We start from the raw sequence: 17,567 nt of genomic DNA on the forward strand, positions 1-17,567 counted from the left end.
AAAAGTTATATATTAAAAAGTTAATAAATCCTTGATTTAGTGGGCTTTAAAATGCAAAAAACTTGCCACCCCCTAAAATCTAAGGATAATTGAGGTTACCCCACACACAACATCCCAGATTGGAAGTGACAAGTTTGTACCCTCAATTATTAACTTATTTAATGGAATTTATCAAGCATCAAGATCAGGTAATTCGAACATTACTTACACTTCTCGTTGGAAAGGGTATGTTTGAAAAACCTGAAGAAACGCCTGTTAATAAACCTTATCGAAAACTTCAAGTCGATGAACTTCCTATCATCGAAACCTTTGAAAAACTTGATTATCAAAAACTCCTCACCGATTATCTTGAGAAAAACGGTAAACCCTTAAAACCGGTTCAAAGACGTTCAAATACAAAAGCAATTGTACCTAAGTCAATGAACTGTCCAGCGTGTGGTGCTCCATCGGATTATCTTTATGCCAATAATGGAGGCAAAGGACAGTATCAATGTAAGGTATGTTCCTGCCTTTTTAACAATAAGAGTCGTTATTTGAAAGAGGCTATTCTTAAGTGCCCTCATTGTTCAAAAACCCTTGAAAAAGTTAAGGAGCGACAAGATTTTGACGTGTTCAAGTGCAAAAATAACGATTGTCCCTATTACCAAAAGAAACTAAACGGCATGTCTTCCAAAGAAAAGAAACGGTTTAAAAAGGATCCGCAGGCATTTAAATTACGATACATTTTTCGCCGGTTTCACCTTGATTTTAAGCCTCTTTCCAAGGAATCACCTGAACTTCCAGTAGTGGATTTGTCAAAGATTTACGCATCTCCACATACATTGGGGTTGATTCTAACTTACCATGTCAACTATGGCCTTTCAGCTCGTAAAACAGCTGCCATTATGCAGGATGTCCATGGTGTATCCATTTCACATCAAACGATTTTGAACTACGAAAACAGCGTCGCTCTTTTGCTTAAGCCATATATTGATCATTACCCTTACGAGCTTTCCGATCAATTTTGTGGCGATGAAACCTATATTCGAGTGAATGGTCACTGGCATTACTTATTTTTCTTTTTCGATGCGGTGAAGAAAATCATCCTTTCTTATCCGGTCTCACCGAATCGAGATACGGTTTCCGCTATTCGTGCAATGGATGATGTCTTATTGAAGATGAAAGAGATTCCAAAAGATTTAACCTTTGTGGTAGACGGAAATCCGATCTATCTGCTAGCCCAACATTTCTTCGCACAGCACGGCATTTCCTTTGATGTGAAGCAAGTGATTGGGCTGACAAACGACGATCCTGTTTCGACGGAATACAGACCTCTTAAGCAAATTATCGAGAGACTTAACCGCACTTTTAAGGGCAACTATCGTTCCACTCATGGCTTTGGGTCGGAACATGGTTCAGTTTCTTTTGTCACGTTGTTTGTGGCGTACTTTAATTTCCTTCGTCCACATGCAAGTTTAGAGGGCAAAGTCCCGGTAGTGAATCCAGAACTATCAGGGCTTCCTACAATGCCCGCGCGATGGACAAAGTTAATGGAATTAGCTCAACGCTGGATTATCCAGCAGCGGTCTACCTAACTTTTTGTTTAGCAGAGCCCTTGAATAAAACTAGCATCCGGCGAAGCGAACTCTTGACAAACCGAACTAGCCAATGGTTTAAAATGGAAAAACCAAGGGCTATTTAGCATGCCTTCTTTTTGTCCCCGTCGCCCTTGGTAAAGTAAACGCAAACCATTGGCGTGTTTGTCAAGAGCGGTTGCGGGGGCATACCCGCCCAGTAAATGGAAGAAATATTAAATCGCTAGGTAGTTTTCATAGAACTTTTGACACTACCTAAAGTTTTTTATTCTTAGTTATTTCTACTGTTTATATATCTTAAACAAAAGCGGGTACCGACATGTTATTTCCTACTCTTTATTATATCAAGTCAAATTATTAAAGTCGTGTATATAGTTAACGGTAAGCGAATTAGCTTATTATTGAAAACATGCTCCTTGCCATATGGAAAAAGAAGAGATCGATCCAAGTATCTCTTCTTTTTTCATTAAATCCAACTATTCTGATATAATTATACTTAAAAGGAGGAGGATCCATGTCAACCACATCATTACGGAATCAACTGCTTGCACAATTGCAATCGCTCACCCCTACATTTCAAAATCGTGAAAGTGAATTGGATCAATTAAATTCCTTTCCATACGAAAATATAGACGATCTCAAGAAAGTAGGCTATACCACTCTAACCCTTCCAATCGACCTTGGCGGTGCCGGAATTTCTCTTACCGATTTCCTCGCCTTTCAAGAACAAATTGCCAAAGGCTGCGGGTCGACGGCCTTGTCAATCGGTTGGCATATGGGGACGATTCTGGAATTTGCCGAGCATCGGCACTGGAATCCAGAGCTCGTGCCGCTCCTCAGTGAGGCGATTCGAAACGGGGCATTACTGAATACCGCCGCTAGCGAGCGCAATGCCGGAAGTCCACTAAGAGGGGCCAAGCCGAGAACAACCGCTGTTTTATCACCGGATCGGCAGTCTTATATTTTAAACGGTGAAAAAACATTCACTTCCGCTTCACCGGTTCTCGACTTTATTTTTGTCACAGCCACGATGGAGGATGGCGAAGCAGCAACGTTTGTGGTTTCTCGAAAGTTAAAGGGCGTTTCCATCCGGGAAACATGGGATAGTGTTGCCATGAGAGGGACGGCAAGCCATGATTTGATTTTGGAAAATGTTGAAATTCCCGCAAATTATGTCTTGGAGACAGCAACAACAGGCAGCAAAAACCGCCGAAAAGGCTGGATGCTGCATATTCCAGCCTGCTATCTTGGCATTGCCGGGGCGGCCCGCGATTATGCTGTTCGGTTTGCAGCAGAATATGTGCCAACAAGCCTTGGAAAGCCAATTGGCACACTGCCGGCGATTCAGCAGCAAATGGGTGAACTAGAATTGAAACTCGTTTCATCAAGGGAATTTTTGTATGCTATTGCCAAAAAATACGAAAAAAATCCAGAAAATGATTTTAAAACGGAAATGGCTGCAGTGAAAACAGTTGTAACAAACAATGCCATTGATATTGTTGATTTGGCGATGCGGATTGTTGGCGCGAGAAGCCTGTCACAGCAAAATCCGCTACACCGCTATTATCAAAATGTCCGAGCCGGTCTGCACAATCCGCCAATGGATGATATTACGTTTAAAATGCTCGCAGAAAACGCATTAGCAGAATTTAAGTAATGGGTGGCTTATCGGGCCATCCATTTTTTAGCTAATCAGAATTTAGGGATCCATAAATTCTGAACGCATAAATTCAACTACGCCTCTGTCTTCGTCCTTAGGGACTCGCCAATCGGCAAGTTTTCATTTGCATTTGAAAATTCCCTAACTCTGCCGATAAAAAGAGTAAGAACCGGTACGGAGTGTGGCAAATGGAAATAAACAGTTCCCAATTCTCTTCGCAAATCACGAATAAAGTAAACGGAGCACCGGCTGCCAAAGCAGGGGAAGTTCACTCGATTACGATAAAAGAGAGAACGGGTAAAAACGAAGCAAAGGTCGTTTTAAAAGGACAAGAAGTTACCGTAAAGTTTGATGATCCTATTCCAAGCGAAGAGAAGATACTGGTGGAAGTGAAAGGGCAAACGCCAGATGGAAAAATCATTTTAAAGACGATTTCCTCTATTGAAAAGGGCAGGCAGGATTCCAAAGTCATGCTTCAAAAAGCAGGATTCGATCTGTTTCTCGATCCGGAATTAAAGGAGGCGGTGAACCAAATTCTTTCAAGGGGCGGCAAGCTGTCGAAAGAATCGCTCGCCGGAATTCAAGAATTTTTGAAAAAGGAAACGGGTGCGGTGGAGGAAAAAGTGGAAACCTTAAAACTTGCCCAGCAAAGAGGGATTGAGTTTGCCCATACACCGCTACGATCAGTGCATGCAGCACTGCAGGAATTTGAGTCTGTTAGCGGATTTGTAACGGAAGTGCTGAATAAATCAAGCCAACAAGCTACAATTGATAGCAAAAAGGTAGAGATTGATAGCAAAAGTATAGCAAGTCCTATCACAATGGTAAATCAAAAAAATCCAAGCACGATGGAAGAGAGCATTTCACCGCTTCCGCCGCTTTCTTCGCAAAATGTGCTAGTCACGAAAGTTTCTGAAAAACTTTCGCAGCTTGCGATTGATTTTTCCAAAGCAAGAAAGGAAATCGGCTGGAGTCTGGATACGGTTGCAAAACTGATCGAAGTGAAAAACCTGCCAAACGCCAATCAAAGCCTTGAAGCAACGATTACCAAACTAGATAAAACAATTTTAAAGGGCGACTTCATGCTGTATGCCGATTTATCGACGGAAAAGGAACTGCTTAGAGCCAGTTCGAAGCTTGCTGAAGCACGCAGCTTGCTTAGCAAAGGGTACACTGAACAAGGAAGCCGTATTGTCAATGAGGTGAAAGCCAAGTTTGAACAGCTTCGCTTTCAGCCGTCCGAACAGAAAGTTCTGCGTTTTACCTCCCAACAGCAGCCAAAAGCAGCAGAAGAGCTGTTGGCAGAAACCATTCCAGCACCCAAATCTGGCGCCAGGTCTATTTTTGAACTAGTTAAAACGATGGGATATACTCATGAGACCGACACGGCTGAAGCTCTGTCCGAAAAAAAAGATGTAGTGGCAAACCTAAAATCCTTTTTACTGCATTTGGAGGAAAGCGGGAATCAACAGCCAAATGTAGCAAAAGCATTAGCGGCAATTACCGGGCAGCAACTGTTGAGCAGGCAGGATCCATCAGGAGTCCAGAATTTATTTATACAGCTGCCACTTCTTTTGAACAAGCAGATTGAGAATGTCCGAGTGCTCGTTAACTCAAAAAGGAACGGAGAAAAAATTGATTGGGAAAATTGCAATCTTTATTTTATTCTTGAAACAAAGAAGCTCGGGGAGATTGGAATTTCCTTATCCGCGGTGAATCGCCAATTGGCAATCACCATTAAAAGTGACCAGAAAGCTGTAAAGGAAATCGCCAAACCGCTTACCGATGATATGAAGGAGAAACTGGAGGAGATCGGCTACAACATTGGTTCCGTTCAGTTTAAACGGTTCACACCGGAAGTAAAAGACGTACCGAAAGGGAAGCCAACCCAAAAAAGGGAGAGGGGATTTGATTTGACCGTATGACCAGCCAATTTTTAAATCTGAAAAAGCGCAAGCAGTTGAATGGTCCATCGGCAGCTGTATTAAAATACAATGAAGGAGCAGCACCAACTGTCATTGCCCATGGTTCGGGTTATGTGGCGGAGAAAATGATCGAAGCAGCACAGCAAAATGATATTCCTTTGCAGAAGGATTCGGCTTTGATGGAGATGCTCCTTCAAGTTGACCTAGGAACCTCAGTCCCAACGCAATTGTATGCCGTTATAGCTGAAGTCTTTCTATTGCTAGAAAAAATAGAGAAATCTTATCAAGAGTAGAAATTATCATGAAGAAAAGGTGAAAAAGATGGAAGTAAATCGCGTGAATAAAACTTCTCTATCAAGAACCGGCTTCAGAGAAACTGTTGCAAAGGATTCCATTTCGTTTGACGCGGTGATGGATAAAAAACGGGCGGATTTAACGCTTGAAAGCCTAAATCAGAAAATGAAGGAAATCGAAAGCCAGGGCAGCAAGCTGGTGGAATCAAGAACAGTTGAAAATTTACGTAATTATAAGAAGTTAGTGAAAGATTTTTTGAACGACGTAGTTAAAAATGGCCTGCAGCTGAAAGAAGAGCGGGGGTTTAATCAATATGGATCATCCCGTCTGTACAAGCTTGTAAAAGAGGTCGATAAGAAACTTATCGACTTAACCGATACCGTGCTAAATAAGGAAGTGAAAGGACTCGATCTACTTGGAATGGTCGGCGAAATCAAAGGAATGCTGATTAATCTTTATACATAATATTTTGGCTATTTTTTTCGATGTTTCAGGTTTGGGTTAAAAAATGCTAGTATGGTACCGATATATAAATAAAGATAAAACAAGGGGAGATAACAATGTTGGAACGTATTTCAACAGCGCCTATCCCTAATCAACTAAGAATTTCAGCCAACGAAGGGGTTAAAGCAGACGAGAAAGAGCAAGATAAAAATTATGTCTTACCTAAACAAAATGATGACAACCAGGTGAAACAAAATGATCAGCAAAAAAGGCAAAAAGTTGAGGAAGTTGTTAAGAGCTTAAATGAATTTTTAAAGCCTGCTCATACTTCCCTTAAATTCAAGCTTCATGAGAAGCTGAATGAGTATTATGTTACACTCATAAATGATGATACCAATGAAGTCATTCGAGAGATTCCGCCCAAAAAAATGCTTGATATGTATGCTGATATTGCAAAGCGCCTAGGTATTATTGTTGATAAAAAAGTATAATCAATGATACAAAAAAATTAATAACAACAATAGAGGCCGCTCACGTTGGACGAGCGGTAATTGGTTTTGGGAGAAAAAGGAGTATATTTGGTGATGGTTCTGGTAAAGACGTCGAATTGTGATTGAAATGCGTCGAATTCACACTGCAAATACGTCGGATTGTGCTCAAAGGACGTCGAATAAGTCCGCAAATGTGCCGAATTCAGCCACATCGTCATCGAATACAACTCCAAGGGTATCAATTTGTACCCGAAAGAGGCAGAATTCAAATTGAAAGTCGTCGAATCAGCCCGTAAAGTTAACGAAATTCATCAGTCGTTGAGTAATAGCGTTACTAATTTCTAAAGAATTCTCTAATGGTTTACCCTAAATAGTTGTTTAACGTTCACGTGGAAGTTTTTCCAGTTTCCCACTATCCCTTTATTGTTTTTGTCAACAATTCGACAAAATTTTCTTGCTGGATTAGCAGGAATGTTTAGGGGTAAAATAGAAATGTATTTACATAGTCTTAACAAAAGGAGGAGTTCACTTATGAATTATAACGTTCGTGGTGAAAACATTGAGGTAACTCCAGCAATTCGAGAGTATGTAGAAAAGAAAGTAGCCAAATTGGAACGCTACTTTACCGAAGCACCGGAAGCAACGGTGAATGTGAACTTACGCTTTAATCAGGATAAAACATCAAAAGTTGAAATAACCATCCCAATGCCGCAGCTTGTGTTGCGTGCCGAGGAAACAAACGCTGACATGTATGCTGCGATTGACCTGATTGTCGATAAGCTTGAGCGTCAAATCCGCAAGCACAAAACAAAGGTCAACCGCAAATTCCGTGAAAAAGGAAGTATCCCGGCCATGTTTACAACACCGGCTGCTGAGCCTGTCGAGGCAGAGGAAGATGAATTGGAAGTTGTCCGAACTAAGCGCTTTGACTTAAAGCCAATGGACAGCGAAGAAGCGATTTTGCAAATGAACATGCTTGGCCACAATTTCTATGTTTTTACAAACGCTGAAACCAACCGTACAAACGTCGTGTACAAACGAAAAGACGGCCGCTATGGTTTGATCGAAGCCCATTAAGCAAGAACAAGAAGCGCAGTCCTGATGAAAGGGTCTGCGCTCTTTGCATAATTGTGGTAAAATACAACCAAAGGAGGTGTCCTTTGTAAATGAGCCTAAATCAGCCCCACTCCAAAAAAGTATCCTATCAAGAATACTTGTCTTGGCCAGAAGAACCACGCTATGAAATCATTAATGGGATCCCCTTTTTGCATGCTGCGCCTGTACGACAGCATCAGCAAATTCTTACTCGTTTACTCGTTGCATTACATGCTATTTTTAAAGAAAGAAATTGCGAGGTTTACCCTGCTCCTTTTGATGTTCGCTTATCGGCAGCAGCAAAGGATGAAGAAGAATTTCAGGTGGTTCAGCCGGACATTTCCGTGATTTGTGACAATAAAAAACTTGATGAAAGAGGATGTAAAGGTGCACCTGAACTAATTGTTGAAGTTTTGTCACCATCTACATGGAAAAGAGATCGAATTGAAAAGTTAAATCTTTATCAAAAATATGGAGTAAACGAATACGTCCTGATTTATCCAAATGAGAAAATCGTTGAGCAGTACCAGCTTAATGAAAATGGCCAATACGAACTCCCAGTGATTTTTAATGAAAATGATTATTTTACTTCTGCCATTTTCCCGGAATCAGTGAAAATCTCGTTAGACACTATTTTCCAAAGGTGAACCCCACAGTTCACCTTTTTTAGCGTATTTTTTCCTACCAATCTGGCAAACATGTTACTATTAGAGTGGAGTGTGAGAAGCGTGAACTTACTAGATGAATTAATAGATATTTTTTTAACAAATGAACGAGATACAGCTTTTTATGACTTGAAAACGAAAGGAATCGTAAATGATTGGAATGAAGCCGAAACCGGTGAGCCGGGTATTGACTGGGATGAGGTAGGAAGCGAAGAGCGGTACTTGGGGATCCCGACTATCGAATCCTTCGAAGCGTTCCAGTTAATGGAGAAATTTGCCGTGAGTGTTGAGGACGATCGAAAAAGTGACAAATTATTTGCTGCATTGGATCGCCCCAGGCCATTTCGCCAATTCCAAGATGCTCTCTTTAAATTGGATATGCGCGATCAATGGTACGATTTTGAATATCAATATGGCAAAAAACGAATCGAAGAGTGGTTAAAGGAAGTGGAGAAGGAATGAACGAAAAAATCAACCGCAATGACCCATGTCCATGCGGCAGCGGCAAAAAGTACAAAAAGTGCTGCGGGGCAAACGAAGCTGTTGGCATTACTCATCTGTTGGAAAAAGAAATGGATGATCTGCAAAAGCAAATTCTTCATTTTGCTCTCATCCACTATGACGTTGAATTAGAAGACAACTTTGAAGGTTTAGAGGAAGAAATTCTAATCCAAGACGATGTCATAAGAGAATTCTATTTCTTCCTCTTAGCTACTTGGTTTACCTTGTTTGAAAGGTTTGAAGATGGAAAAACGATTCTTGAAAAATTTATTGCTTCTGAGGGAAAAAGAATTCAGCGGCCGAAGCTCCGGCAAATTTTACAGACATGGACGAACGCCCGGGCGATTGTAGGGATCGTCCGTCAAAGAAATGGCAACAACCTTACCATTGCAGAAGGAATCACCGGCAATGTCATTGATACGGTTGTTGTTAACAGTGAATTTCTAATTGACGAAGATGAAGTGTTTTTAGGTTTTCTTCTTCCATATGAACAAAAAGAAGTATTTTTTGCTGGTCCGTTTACGATTCCAGATGTTTCGCTGGAAATGGTAATGGAATACATTTACAGAGATAGTAAAGAGATCGGGTTTGAAGATCCACAAGAGTATGTACAAGAATTTTTCGTTGAGCTTATGAATGATTTAATGATGTTGAGAAACAGAGAAATGGATCTGGAGGCTCTCGAGTGGCCTTCACTCGTCCATAAGAAAGTGGCGGAAACGTTCATTGAGTCGCTTGAAACCTTCGATGAGGATTCTGACGTAATTGAAACCGGAGTCTTGGTTTGGTATCGATTTTGCATGGTACGGCAGAAGCGAATCAAGAACCCGAATCTTTATGCTGCGGCACTGCATTACCTAGTGTCAACGATTGCGCCAATGGAAGTTGAGATGACGCAAAAAGAATTAGCAGATCATTATGGGGTTTCACCGGGATCGATTTCACCTATCTATCAGGAATTGGCTTCGTTTTTGCAGGAGGAAATGTTCGATATGGATATGTTCGATGGCCATGAGTCAATGGGGGAAGCTAGACCGTTCCCAAATCCGATCCTGACTGAACGAGTGATGAGAGAAGCGTTAGGAGAACTGGATCATTTGCAGTTTGAAAGTTTGGAAGAAGCCAATAGGGTAATCAATCAAAAGCTGAATGCTCCCAAAAAGGCTCCGCAAACAAGTAAAGAACGTGCCCAAGAGATGGTGTACGATGCATTTGAGGCAGACGGGCCGTTACGGTTCAAACTTGCAAAAGATGCGCTGAAACTCGACCCGAACTGCGTTGATGCGTACACTATATTGGCTGAAGGTGCTCCGAATATGGAAAAGTCTGCAAGTTTGTATAAAAAAGGGATGGAGATTGGACAAAAGGAATTTGGTGAAAATTACTTCAAAAAACACAGGGGGCACTTTTGGGGGCTATATGAGACAAGGCCGTTTATGCGCGCCAAGTTTAGTTATGCCCAAGCTCTTTTGCATTTGGAAAAAAGGGAAGAGGCAATCAAGCAAATGGTCGAGCTGCTTGAATTAAACCCAATGGACAACCAAGGAGTACGTTTTTTCCTATTTATTGCCTATGTGGATAATGGAGAGCTCGAAAAAGCACGAAAACTGCTGGATGAATTTAATGAAGGGTTTGCCAGAGGAATGTTTAATCGAGCATTGATAGAAGTCCTTGAAAATGGCTTTACACCGGAAGCGGCGAAATTAGTCAAAGAAGGTAAGAAGGAAAATAAACATATCATTCCGTATCTTCTAGGGAAAAAACGCCTTCCATCCGAACAACCTTCCTATTATTCAATGGGCGATGAAAGCGAAGCGATCATTTATGCAGATGAGCACCTGCACATTTGGCGGGAAATACCTGGCCTTATCGCTTGGTTGGAGAAGCTATAATTCGGGAGAAAGCAGACTCCCGGCTTCTTCCTGTGAGAGTTTCCGACTCAAGGAAGATTGCTGGAATATTTCCTTGGAAATTGTCGAAGCAACGAAAAAAAGTCGATATTTGTTTGGAAGGTTTACAATTTAATAGGCCAATTGTTTGTGCAGGTGAACCGTTTGGAATGGTTCAGAAGTTGTCACTGTATAGTGGAAGTGGTAATATTAATAGAGATTTAGTAAAGAATTGAGAAAGGATTCAGCCTTTAAAAAGCGAATCTTTTTTAATGGATTGGTTTTGGACGGGGCAAGCGCTTTTCGTACTAGAAGGATGACAAAGGAGCGTTCATCGTAATGGGGATTTTAAATAAAATTTTTGATTTGAATAAACGGGAATTGAAACGTCTTGACAAACTGGCAAATGAAATTGAAGAATTGGCGCCGGATATGGAAAGAATGACCGATGAACAGCTTCGGGAAAAAACGGAGGAGTTCAAAGCCCGCTACCAAAAAGGCGAATCGCTGGATGATTTGCTTGTTGAAGCGTTTGCGGTTGTTCGCGAGGGAGCGCGCCGCGTGCTTGGCCTATATCCCTATCATGTTCAGCTGATGGGCGGTATTTCGCTTCATGAAGGAAATATTTCTGAGATGAAAACAGGCGAAGGAAAAACGCTGACAGCGACCATGCCTGTATACTTGAACGCCCTTTCCGGAAAAGGCGTTCATGTTGTCACAGTCAATGAATACTTGGCAAGCCGCGATGCCACGGAAATGGGTCAGTTATATGAATTTTTGGGACTGACTGTCGGGTTAAACCTTAACAGCATGTCACCAGAAGAAAAACAGGAAGCGTACGCTGCTGATATTACGTATGGAACGAACAACGAATTTGGTTTCGACTACTTGCGGGACAACATGGTTCTTTATAAAGAGCAAAAGGTTCAGCGCCCGCTGTATTATGCTGTGATCGACGAGGTTGACTCGATTTTAATCGATGAAGCACGGACACCTTTGATTATTTCCGGTACAGCTGAAAAATCGACTGTTCTTTATATTCAGGCGAATGCGTTTGTGCGTACGCTCACGAGAGATGTTGATTACACATACGATGAAAAAACAAAGGGCGTCATGCTGACGGAAGAAGGCATCAGCAAAGCGGAGCGCGCGTTTGGCATCGACAACTTATTTGATATTTCGCATGTTTCTTTGAATCACCATATTAATCAAGCTTTACGTGCCAATGTCAGCATGCATTTGGATGTCGACTATGTTGTACAGGACGGGGAAATTGTCATCGTCGACCAATTTACCGGCCGCTTAATGAAGGGCCGCCGCTACAGTGAAGGACTGCACCAGGCGATTGAAGCAAAAGAAGGCCTGGAAGTGCAAAATGAAAGCATGACAATGGCAACGATCACGTTCCAGAACTACTTCCGGATGTATGAAAAATTAGCGGGTATGACCGGTACGGCTAAAACGGAAGAAGAAGAGTTCAGAAATATTTACAATATGAACGTCATCGTCATTCCGACCAATATGCCGATTATTCGTGATGACCGCCCTGATTTGATCTATGCTTCAATGGAAGGGAAGTTCAGAGCTGTCGTAGAGGATATTGTGGAACGCCATCAAAATGGACAGCCTGTGCTTGTTGGTACGGTTGCGATTGAAACGTCTGAATTGATTTCGAAACTGTTATCGCGAAAAGGTGTCCGCCACAATGTATTAAATGCGAAAAACCATGGCCGTGAAGCAGAAATCATTGCGGAAGCGGGCCAAAAAGGCGCAGTTACGATTGCAACAAACATGGCTGGCCGCGGTACGGACATCAAGCTTGGCGAAGGCGTAAAAGACTTGGGCGGCCTTGCTGTAATTGGGACAGAGCGCCATGAAAGCCGGCGGATCGACAACCAGTTGCGCGGACGTTCCGGCCGGCAAGGGGATCCTGGGGTTACGCAGTTCTATTTGTCGATGGAAGACGAATTGATGCGCCGCTTTGGTTCCGACAATATGAAATCGATGATGGAGCGGCTTGGCATGGATGATTCCCAGCCGATCCAGAGCAAAATGGTTTCAAAAGCAGTTGAGTCCGCTCAGAAGCGGGTGGAAGGCAATAACTTCGACGCCCGGAAACAGCTGCTTCAATATGACGATGTTCTTCGCCAGCAGCGGGAAATTATTTATAAGCAGCGCGATGAGGTGCTTGAATCGGAAAACTTGCGTGAAATTGTCGAAAAGATGATTTTATCGACGATTGAACGCAATGTGATGGCCCATACTCCTGCAACTGAGGCAGAAGAAGACTGGAATCTTAATGGAATTATCGATTTTGTAAATGCCAACCTGCTCCACGAAGGCGATATTGTCATTGATCAGCTCCGCGGCAAGGAGTCGGAAGAGATCATTGAACTGATTTTTGCGAAAGTGAAGGAGCGCTATGATGAAAAAGAAGCCATTTTAACGCCTGAGCAAATGCGTGAATTCGAGAAAGTCATTGTGCTTCGCTCGGTTGACTCGAAATGGATTGATCATATTGATGCAATGGATCAGCTGCGCGATGGTATCCATTTGCGCGCTTACGGCCAGATTGATCCGCTTCGCGAGTACCAGCATGAAGGATTTGCGATGTTTGAAACAATGATTGCGTCGATTGAAGAAGAAGTTTCGTTATATATTATGAAGGCGGAAATCCGCAGTAATTTGGAGCGGCAGGAAGTGGCGAAGGGCCAGGCGGTGAATCCGAAGGAAGACGGTGAAACCGTCAAGAAGAAGCCGGTTGTGAAGAAGATGGACATTGGGCGCAATGATCCGTGTTTCTGCGGCAGCGGTAAAAAGTACAAGAACTGCCACGGGGCCGGGAAGTAAATTTTTAGCGGCCGCTTCTGTTGTACAGGAAGGGCGCTGTGACGGTTTGATATGCTTGGAAAGTGAGCGCTGCGAACGATGTTCGTGTAGCGCTTTGGTTTGATTTGTTTTTCGGAGCGAATGGGCAATTGCGTTCATTTTTAAAAAAAGAAGGGGGCCGGCCTCAGGGCCGACTCTCTTTCCTATGATTTTGCATATACTATTTTTGAGGTGAAGGTTATGGAATTAGCGGATATTCGGAATGAGCTTGAGAAGACAGCTAAGCGTTTAGCGGGTTTTAGGGGGTCTCTTTGACCTGGAGAATAAGGAGGCTCGGATTGCTGAGCTGGATGATGTGATGTTGCAGCCTGATTTTTGGAATGATCAGCAGGCTGCGCAGAAGGTGATTAATGAGTCGAATGGCTTGAAGGATCAGGTGCATGGTTTTTATGAGATGGCTGAGGCGCTTGAGAATGTGGAAGTGACGTATGAGCTTGTGAAGGAAGAGCAGGATGCGGAGCTTCAGGAAGAGCTTGAAGAGGAGCTTGAGGGGTTGATTAAGCGGCTGGATGAGTTCGAGTTGCAGCAGCTTTTAAACGAGCCATATGATAAAAATAATGCGATCTTAGAGCTTCATCCCGGTGCGGGGGGGACGGAGTCGCAGGATTGGGGCTCGATGCTTTTGCGGATGTATACGCGCTGGGCAGAGAAGCACGGGTTTAAAGTGGAGACGCTTGATTATCTGCCTGGTGATGAAGCGGGGATTAAGAGTGTGACGCTGTTGATTAAAGGCCATAATGCATATGGCTATTTGAAGGCGGAAAAAGGGGTGCATCGGTTGGTGCGGATTTCGCCGTTTGATGCGTCGGGGCGCCGCCATACTTCGTTTGTGTCGTGTGAAGTGATGCCGGAACTTGATGGGGATATTGAGGTTGAGATCCGTACGGAGGATTTGAAGGTGGATACGTATCGTGCGAGCGGTGCGGGGGGGCAGCATATTAATAAAACGGAGTCGGCTGTCAGGATTACGCATTTGCCGACGGGGATTGTTGTGGCATGTCAGACGGAGCGCTCGCAGATTCAAAACCGTGAGCATGCGATGAATATGCTAAAGGCAAAGTTGTATCAGCGCGAGATGGAAGAGAAAGAGAAGCAGCTATTGGAGATTCGCGGCGAGCAGAAGGAAATTGGCTGGGGAAGTCAGATTCGCTCGTATGTGTTCCATCCGTATTCGATGGTGAAGGATCACCGAACCAACACAGAGGTCGGGAATGTTCAAGCTGTGATGGACGGGGAGCTGGATCCATTTATTGATGCTTATTTAAGATCGAGAATTCAATAATTTTGCGTGGAGGGTGTTCCAAAAGTATTACTTTTAGGGGGCATCCTCTTTTTGATTGTTGCATGAACCTTGTCTGCTGGTTTTGATTTTAGGTACATTATTTTCCATGAGCGCATTCGTGACGGTTTTTACCAGGTATTAGGAGGGTGGGTATGTTCGGAGGGCGGATTCGTGCCGAGGTTTCCCTGATATTAGGAGAATAGCTATGTTCGGAGGGCGATTCTCGCCAAAATTTCTTATTTATTAGGATAGTACATGTGTTCGAAAGTATATTTTGAAATACTCACTGAATGAGCGCAATCACTGCCACTTAAGTTTTTGACATTAACCGCGGCCCCAGCTTACTTGCGTTAATTGCTTTATATGTCCCAAAGCAGGACGCTTGATTTCGTTTTGGCCGTTTGAAAATGGCGAGGATCAACACGGGCAAACTGGAGGAAATATGGCAAGGGATGCTGAATAAAATTGACCTTCGTGTGACAAAACTATCTGCATACGGCGGGTAAACGGATCAGAATGGACAATGCGGATATGTGTTGCCAACCAAGCTGAATTCACAAAACTGAAACAATGGGTCAAACCATTGATCCAACTGCTTTTGTAATTAGTATGGAGGAACGGAGGTTCTTGAGGAAGGTTTCAAACGTTTCAAAAAATAGGTATACTAGTAAGTGTTGGAATTTACCCGAAAGGAGATTTGTAATGAAAAGAAAGCTGTTGGCATTCGCAATTGGCACTGCCCTTGTAACGGTATTGGCTGCTTGCGGAGGCGGCACAGACACTTCTCAAAACGGCGGAGCACAAGCAGGCGATCCGCAAAAAATTGTTTCACAAAAATGCTCTACCTGCCATGGCGGCAATCTGGAGGGTTCTGTTGGTCCAAATCTGCAGAAAATTGGCTCAAAGTATTCGAAAGATGAAATTTTAAACATCATTAAAAACGGCAAAGGCGGAATGCCGGCAGGGGTAATCTCCGGCAAAGATGCAGAAAAGGTTGCCGAATGGCTTGCCGCAAAAAAATGATAGGCATGGGAAAAACGTTCTGTAAATTAAGCAGAGCGTTTTTAATTTGTGAAAAAATGGCATTTTATAGGGGATTTTGTCTTTATTTGAAAAGAAACTGTAATATTTTTACCGCTTTTTTTGTCGGATTATGATGTTATAATGAATCTATGCGAAAATTGAGTACTAAATGAATGATTAATTGACCCCTTTCACATAGACCCGAGAATTTAAACGATCAGGTGATAAGAATGATTGAAATGCAAGATGTATATAAAAAGTATCCAAATGGCGTTACTGCCGTGAATGGTATAGATGTGCGGATTAATCAAGGTGAATTCGTCTATGTCGTCGGACCAAGCGGTGCCGGAAAATCGACATTTATTAAAATGATGTATCGAGAGGAAGTTCCAACATCCGGAACGATCCTAATTAATGGCGTGAATCTGGCAAAATTAAAAAATAGTAAAGTTCCCATCTTTCGAAGGAATATTGGCGTTGTCTTTCAAGACTTCAAACTTCTGCCAATGCTAACAGTCTATGAAAATGTTGCATTTGCTTTGGAAGTGATTGAGGCGCAGCCAAAGTTTATCAAAAAACGTGTGATGGAAGTGCTGGATCTCGTTAATTTAAAACATAAAGCCCGGATGCTGCCAACAGAATTATCAGGCGGCGAGCAACAGCGTGTTTCGATCGCCCGCTCGATTGTTAACTCGCCGAAAGTCGTTATTGCGGATGAGCCGACGGGAAATCTTGACCCGGATACATCGTGGGAAATCATGAATATTTTTGATGAAATCAACACTAGCGGGACAACCGTTGTGATGGCCACCCACAACAGAGACATTGTCAACACGATCAAACATCGCGTCATTGCCATTGAAAGTGGAAAAATCGTTCGTGATGAGCAAAGAGGTGAATACGGTTATGAAGGCTAGAACAATTGGCCGTCACGCACGAGAAAGTCTGAAAAGCATCAGCCGAAATGGCTGGATGACCTTTGCATCCGTAAGTGCTGTTACCGTTACGTTAATACTTGTCGGCGTCTTTTTCGTCATTATGATGAATCTCAACAAAGTGGCACAAACGATTGAAGAGGATGTCGAAATCCGTGTCCATATCGATGTTGCTGCGAACAAGCAAGATGTGCAAACTTTACAGCAACAAATTAAGCAGCTTCCTGAAGTAAAATCAATCAAGTTTTCTTCCAAACAAGATGAATTGAAAAACTTAATTGATAGCCTTGGAAGCGAAGGAAAAGCGTTCAAGCTTTTCGAGCAAGATAATCCATTGAACGATGTATTTATCGTAAAAACTAAAAATCCGACAGATACGATGAAAGCAGCAAAGAAAATTGAAAAAATGAACTTTGTCGCAAAGGTCAAATATGGCCAAGGCCAAGTTGAAAAATTGTTTAAATTTATCAAGGCAAGCCGAAATGTTGGTGTTGTATTGATTATCGGTTTATTATTTACCGCTATTTTCCTCATTTCAAACACGATTAAAATTACAATTATTGCGCGCAGGCGGGAAATTAAGATTATGAGACTAGTAGGCGCAACCAATTCGTTTATTCGCTGGCCATTTTTCCTTGAAGGTTTATGGCTTGGGATACTGGGGTCGATATTGCCAATTATACTGATATCGATTGCTTACTATAATGCTTATGCTTATATTGAGCCAAAGCTAAAAGGTAATTTTATTCAAGTTCTTCCTTATGAACCATTTATCTATCAAGTCAGTGTGTTGCTTGTTCTCATGGGTGCACTGATCGGTATTTGGGGAAGCGTCATGTCCGTCCGTAAATTCTTGAAAATCTAGGGATTTAGCTTGGGGGGTTGCCCCCTAGCTTTCTA

General features: G+C 42.5%; 15 protein-coding genes. All 15 read left to right on the forward strand.

The genetic code is table 11. The features are described from left to right. Positions 1 to 134 precede the first annotated feature (134 nt). Positions 135 to 1,574 carry an IS6 family transposase gene (locus ACQYAD_RS00195; protein WP_430234386.1) on the forward strand — a complete coding sequence of 480 codons (1,440 nt, stop codon included), beginning with the start codon at positions 135 to 137 and terminating at the stop codon, positions 1,572 to 1,574. Positions 1,575 to 2,088: 514 nt separating this feature from the next. Next, a complete protein-coding gene (locus ACQYAD_RS00200) occupies positions 2,089 to 3,231 on the forward strand; it encodes an acyl-CoA dehydrogenase family protein (RefSeq protein WP_430234388.1) in 1,143 nt (380 codons plus the stop codon). A gap of 191 nt (positions 3,232 to 3,422) precedes the next feature. After that, positions 3,423 to 5,159 (forward strand): hypothetical protein, encoded by a 1,737-nt coding sequence (locus ACQYAD_RS00205; RefSeq protein WP_430234390.1) that lies wholly within the window; start codon positions 3,423 to 3,425, stop codon positions 5,157 to 5,159. Then, positions 5,156 to 5,452 carry an EscU/YscU/HrcU family type III secretion system export apparatus switch protein gene (locus ACQYAD_RS00210; RefSeq protein WP_430234391.1) on the forward strand — a complete coding sequence of 99 codons (297 nt, stop codon included), beginning with the start codon at positions 5,156 to 5,158 and terminating at the stop codon, positions 5,450 to 5,452. The genes ACQYAD_RS00205 and ACQYAD_RS00210 overlap by 4 nt, the downstream gene beginning before the upstream one ends. A 28-nt stretch (positions 5,453 to 5,480) precedes the next feature. Then, the gene (locus tag ACQYAD_RS00215; protein ID WP_430234393.1) at positions 5,481 to 5,918 is read left to right on the forward strand and encodes a YaaR family protein; all 438 of its coding nucleotides are present in this window, start codon (positions 5,481 to 5,483) and stop codon (positions 5,916 to 5,918) included. A 95-nt stretch (positions 5,919 to 6,013) separates the two neighbouring features. Beyond that, a complete protein-coding gene (gene flaG, locus ACQYAD_RS00220; RefSeq protein ID WP_430234395.1) occupies positions 6,014 to 6,388 on the forward strand; it encodes a flagellar protein FlaG in 375 nt (124 codons plus the stop codon). Positions 6,389 to 6,919: 531 nt separating this feature from the next. Beyond that, on the forward strand, positions 6,920 to 7,465 hold the full coding sequence (hpf, locus tag ACQYAD_RS00225; RefSeq protein ID WP_430234396.1) for a ribosome hibernation-promoting factor, HPF/YfiA family: 546 nt from the start codon (positions 6,920 to 6,922) through the stop codon (positions 7,463 to 7,465). Between the two features lie 89 nt (positions 7,466 to 7,554). Next, the gene (locus tag ACQYAD_RS00230) at positions 7,555 to 8,130 is read left to right on the forward strand and encodes a Uma2 family endonuclease (RefSeq protein WP_430234398.1); all 576 of its coding nucleotides are present in this window, start codon (positions 7,555 to 7,557) and stop codon (positions 8,128 to 8,130) included. An 81-nt stretch (positions 8,131 to 8,211) separates the two neighbouring features. Continuing rightward, entirely contained in the window at positions 8,212 to 8,610 is a 399-nt protein-coding gene (locus ACQYAD_RS00235) for a UPF0158 family protein (RefSeq protein ID WP_430234400.1), read from the forward strand. Beyond that, complete coding sequence (locus ACQYAD_RS00240) at positions 8,607 to 10,541, forward strand: SEC-C metal-binding domain-containing protein (RefSeq protein WP_430234402.1); 1,935 nt, start codon at positions 8,607 to 8,609, stop codon at positions 10,539 to 10,541. The genes ACQYAD_RS00235 and ACQYAD_RS00240 overlap by 4 nt, the downstream gene beginning before the upstream one ends. A 336-nt stretch (positions 10,542 to 10,877) precedes the next feature. After that, positions 10,878 to 13,388, forward strand: a complete 2,511-nt coding sequence (gene secA, locus ACQYAD_RS00245; RefSeq protein WP_430234404.1) for a preprotein translocase subunit SecA — start codon at positions 10,878 to 10,880, stop codon at positions 13,386 to 13,388. Positions 13,389 to 13,607: 219 nt separating this feature from the next. Beyond that, a protein-coding gene (gene prfB / locus ACQYAD_RS00250; protein ID WP_430234406.1) for a peptide chain release factor 2 occupies positions 13,608 to 14,709 on the forward strand; the annotation gives its coding sequence in 2 pieces (ribosomal slippage) (positions 13,608 to 13,679 and positions 13,681 to 14,709; 1,101 coding nt in all). A 702-nt stretch (positions 14,710 to 15,411) separates the two neighbouring features. After that, positions 15,412 to 15,732: a cytochrome c551 gene (gene cccB / locus ACQYAD_RS00255; RefSeq protein WP_430234408.1), complete on the forward strand. Its 321-nt coding sequence runs from the start codon at positions 15,412 to 15,414 to the stop codon at positions 15,730 to 15,732. A gap of 230 nt (positions 15,733 to 15,962) precedes the next feature. Next, positions 15,963 to 16,649 carry a cell division ATP-binding protein FtsE gene (ftsE, locus tag ACQYAD_RS00260; RefSeq protein ID WP_430234410.1) on the forward strand — a complete coding sequence of 229 codons (687 nt, stop codon included), beginning with the start codon at positions 15,963 to 15,965 and terminating at the stop codon, positions 16,647 to 16,649. Beyond that, entirely contained in the window at positions 16,639 to 17,532 is an 894-nt protein-coding gene (gene ftsX, locus ACQYAD_RS00265; protein ID WP_430234412.1) for a permease-like cell division protein FtsX, read from the forward strand. The genes ftsE and ftsX overlap by 11 nt, the downstream gene beginning before the upstream one ends. Positions 17,533 to 17,567 lie beyond the last annotated feature (35 nt).

Origin of the sequence: Neobacillus sp. SM06 (assembly GCF_050496765.1) — a bacterium.
GTDB lineage: Bacteria > Bacillota > Bacilli > Bacillales > Cytobacillaceae > JAEVLT01.

Excerpts from the sequence above, each read along its gene's own strand:
- ACQYAD_RS00200 (WP_430234388.1), top strand. The coding sequence starts at position 2,089 with ATGTCAACCACATCATTACGGAATCAACTGCTTGCACAATTGCAATCG.
- ACQYAD_RS00205 (WP_430234390.1), top strand. The coding sequence starts at position 3,423 with ATGGAAATAAACAGTTCCCAATTCTCTTCGCAAATCACGAATAAAGTA.
- ACQYAD_RS00210 (WP_430234391.1), top strand. The coding sequence starts at position 5,156 with ATGACCAGCCAATTTTTAAATCTGAAAAAGCGCAAGCAGTTGAATGGT.
- ACQYAD_RS00215 (WP_430234393.1), top strand. The coding sequence starts at position 5,481 with ATGGAAGTAAATCGCGTGAATAAAACTTCTCTATCAAGAACCGGCTTC.
- flaG (WP_430234395.1), top strand. The coding sequence starts at position 6,014 with ATGTTGGAACGTATTTCAACAGCGCCTATCCCTAATCAACTAAGAATT.
- hpf (WP_430234396.1), top strand. The coding sequence starts at position 6,920 with ATGAATTATAACGTTCGTGGTGAAAACATTGAGGTAACTCCAGCAATT.
- ACQYAD_RS00230 (WP_430234398.1), top strand. The coding sequence starts at position 7,555 with ATGAGCCTAAATCAGCCCCACTCCAAAAAAGTATCCTATCAAGAATAC.
- ACQYAD_RS00240 (WP_430234402.1), top strand. The coding sequence starts at position 8,607 with ATGAACGAAAAAATCAACCGCAATGACCCATGTCCATGCGGCAGCGGC.
- secA (WP_430234404.1), top strand. The coding sequence starts at position 10,878 with ATGGGGATTTTAAATAAAATTTTTGATTTGAATAAACGGGAATTGAAA.
- cccB (WP_430234408.1), top strand. The coding sequence starts at position 15,412 with ATGAAAAGAAAGCTGTTGGCATTCGCAATTGGCACTGCCCTTGTAACG.
- ftsE (WP_430234410.1), top strand. The coding sequence starts at position 15,963 with ATGATTGAAATGCAAGATGTATATAAAAAGTATCCAAATGGCGTTACT.
- ftsX (WP_430234412.1), top strand. The coding sequence starts at position 16,639 with ATGAAGGCTAGAACAATTGGCCGTCACGCACGAGAAAGTCTGAAAAGC.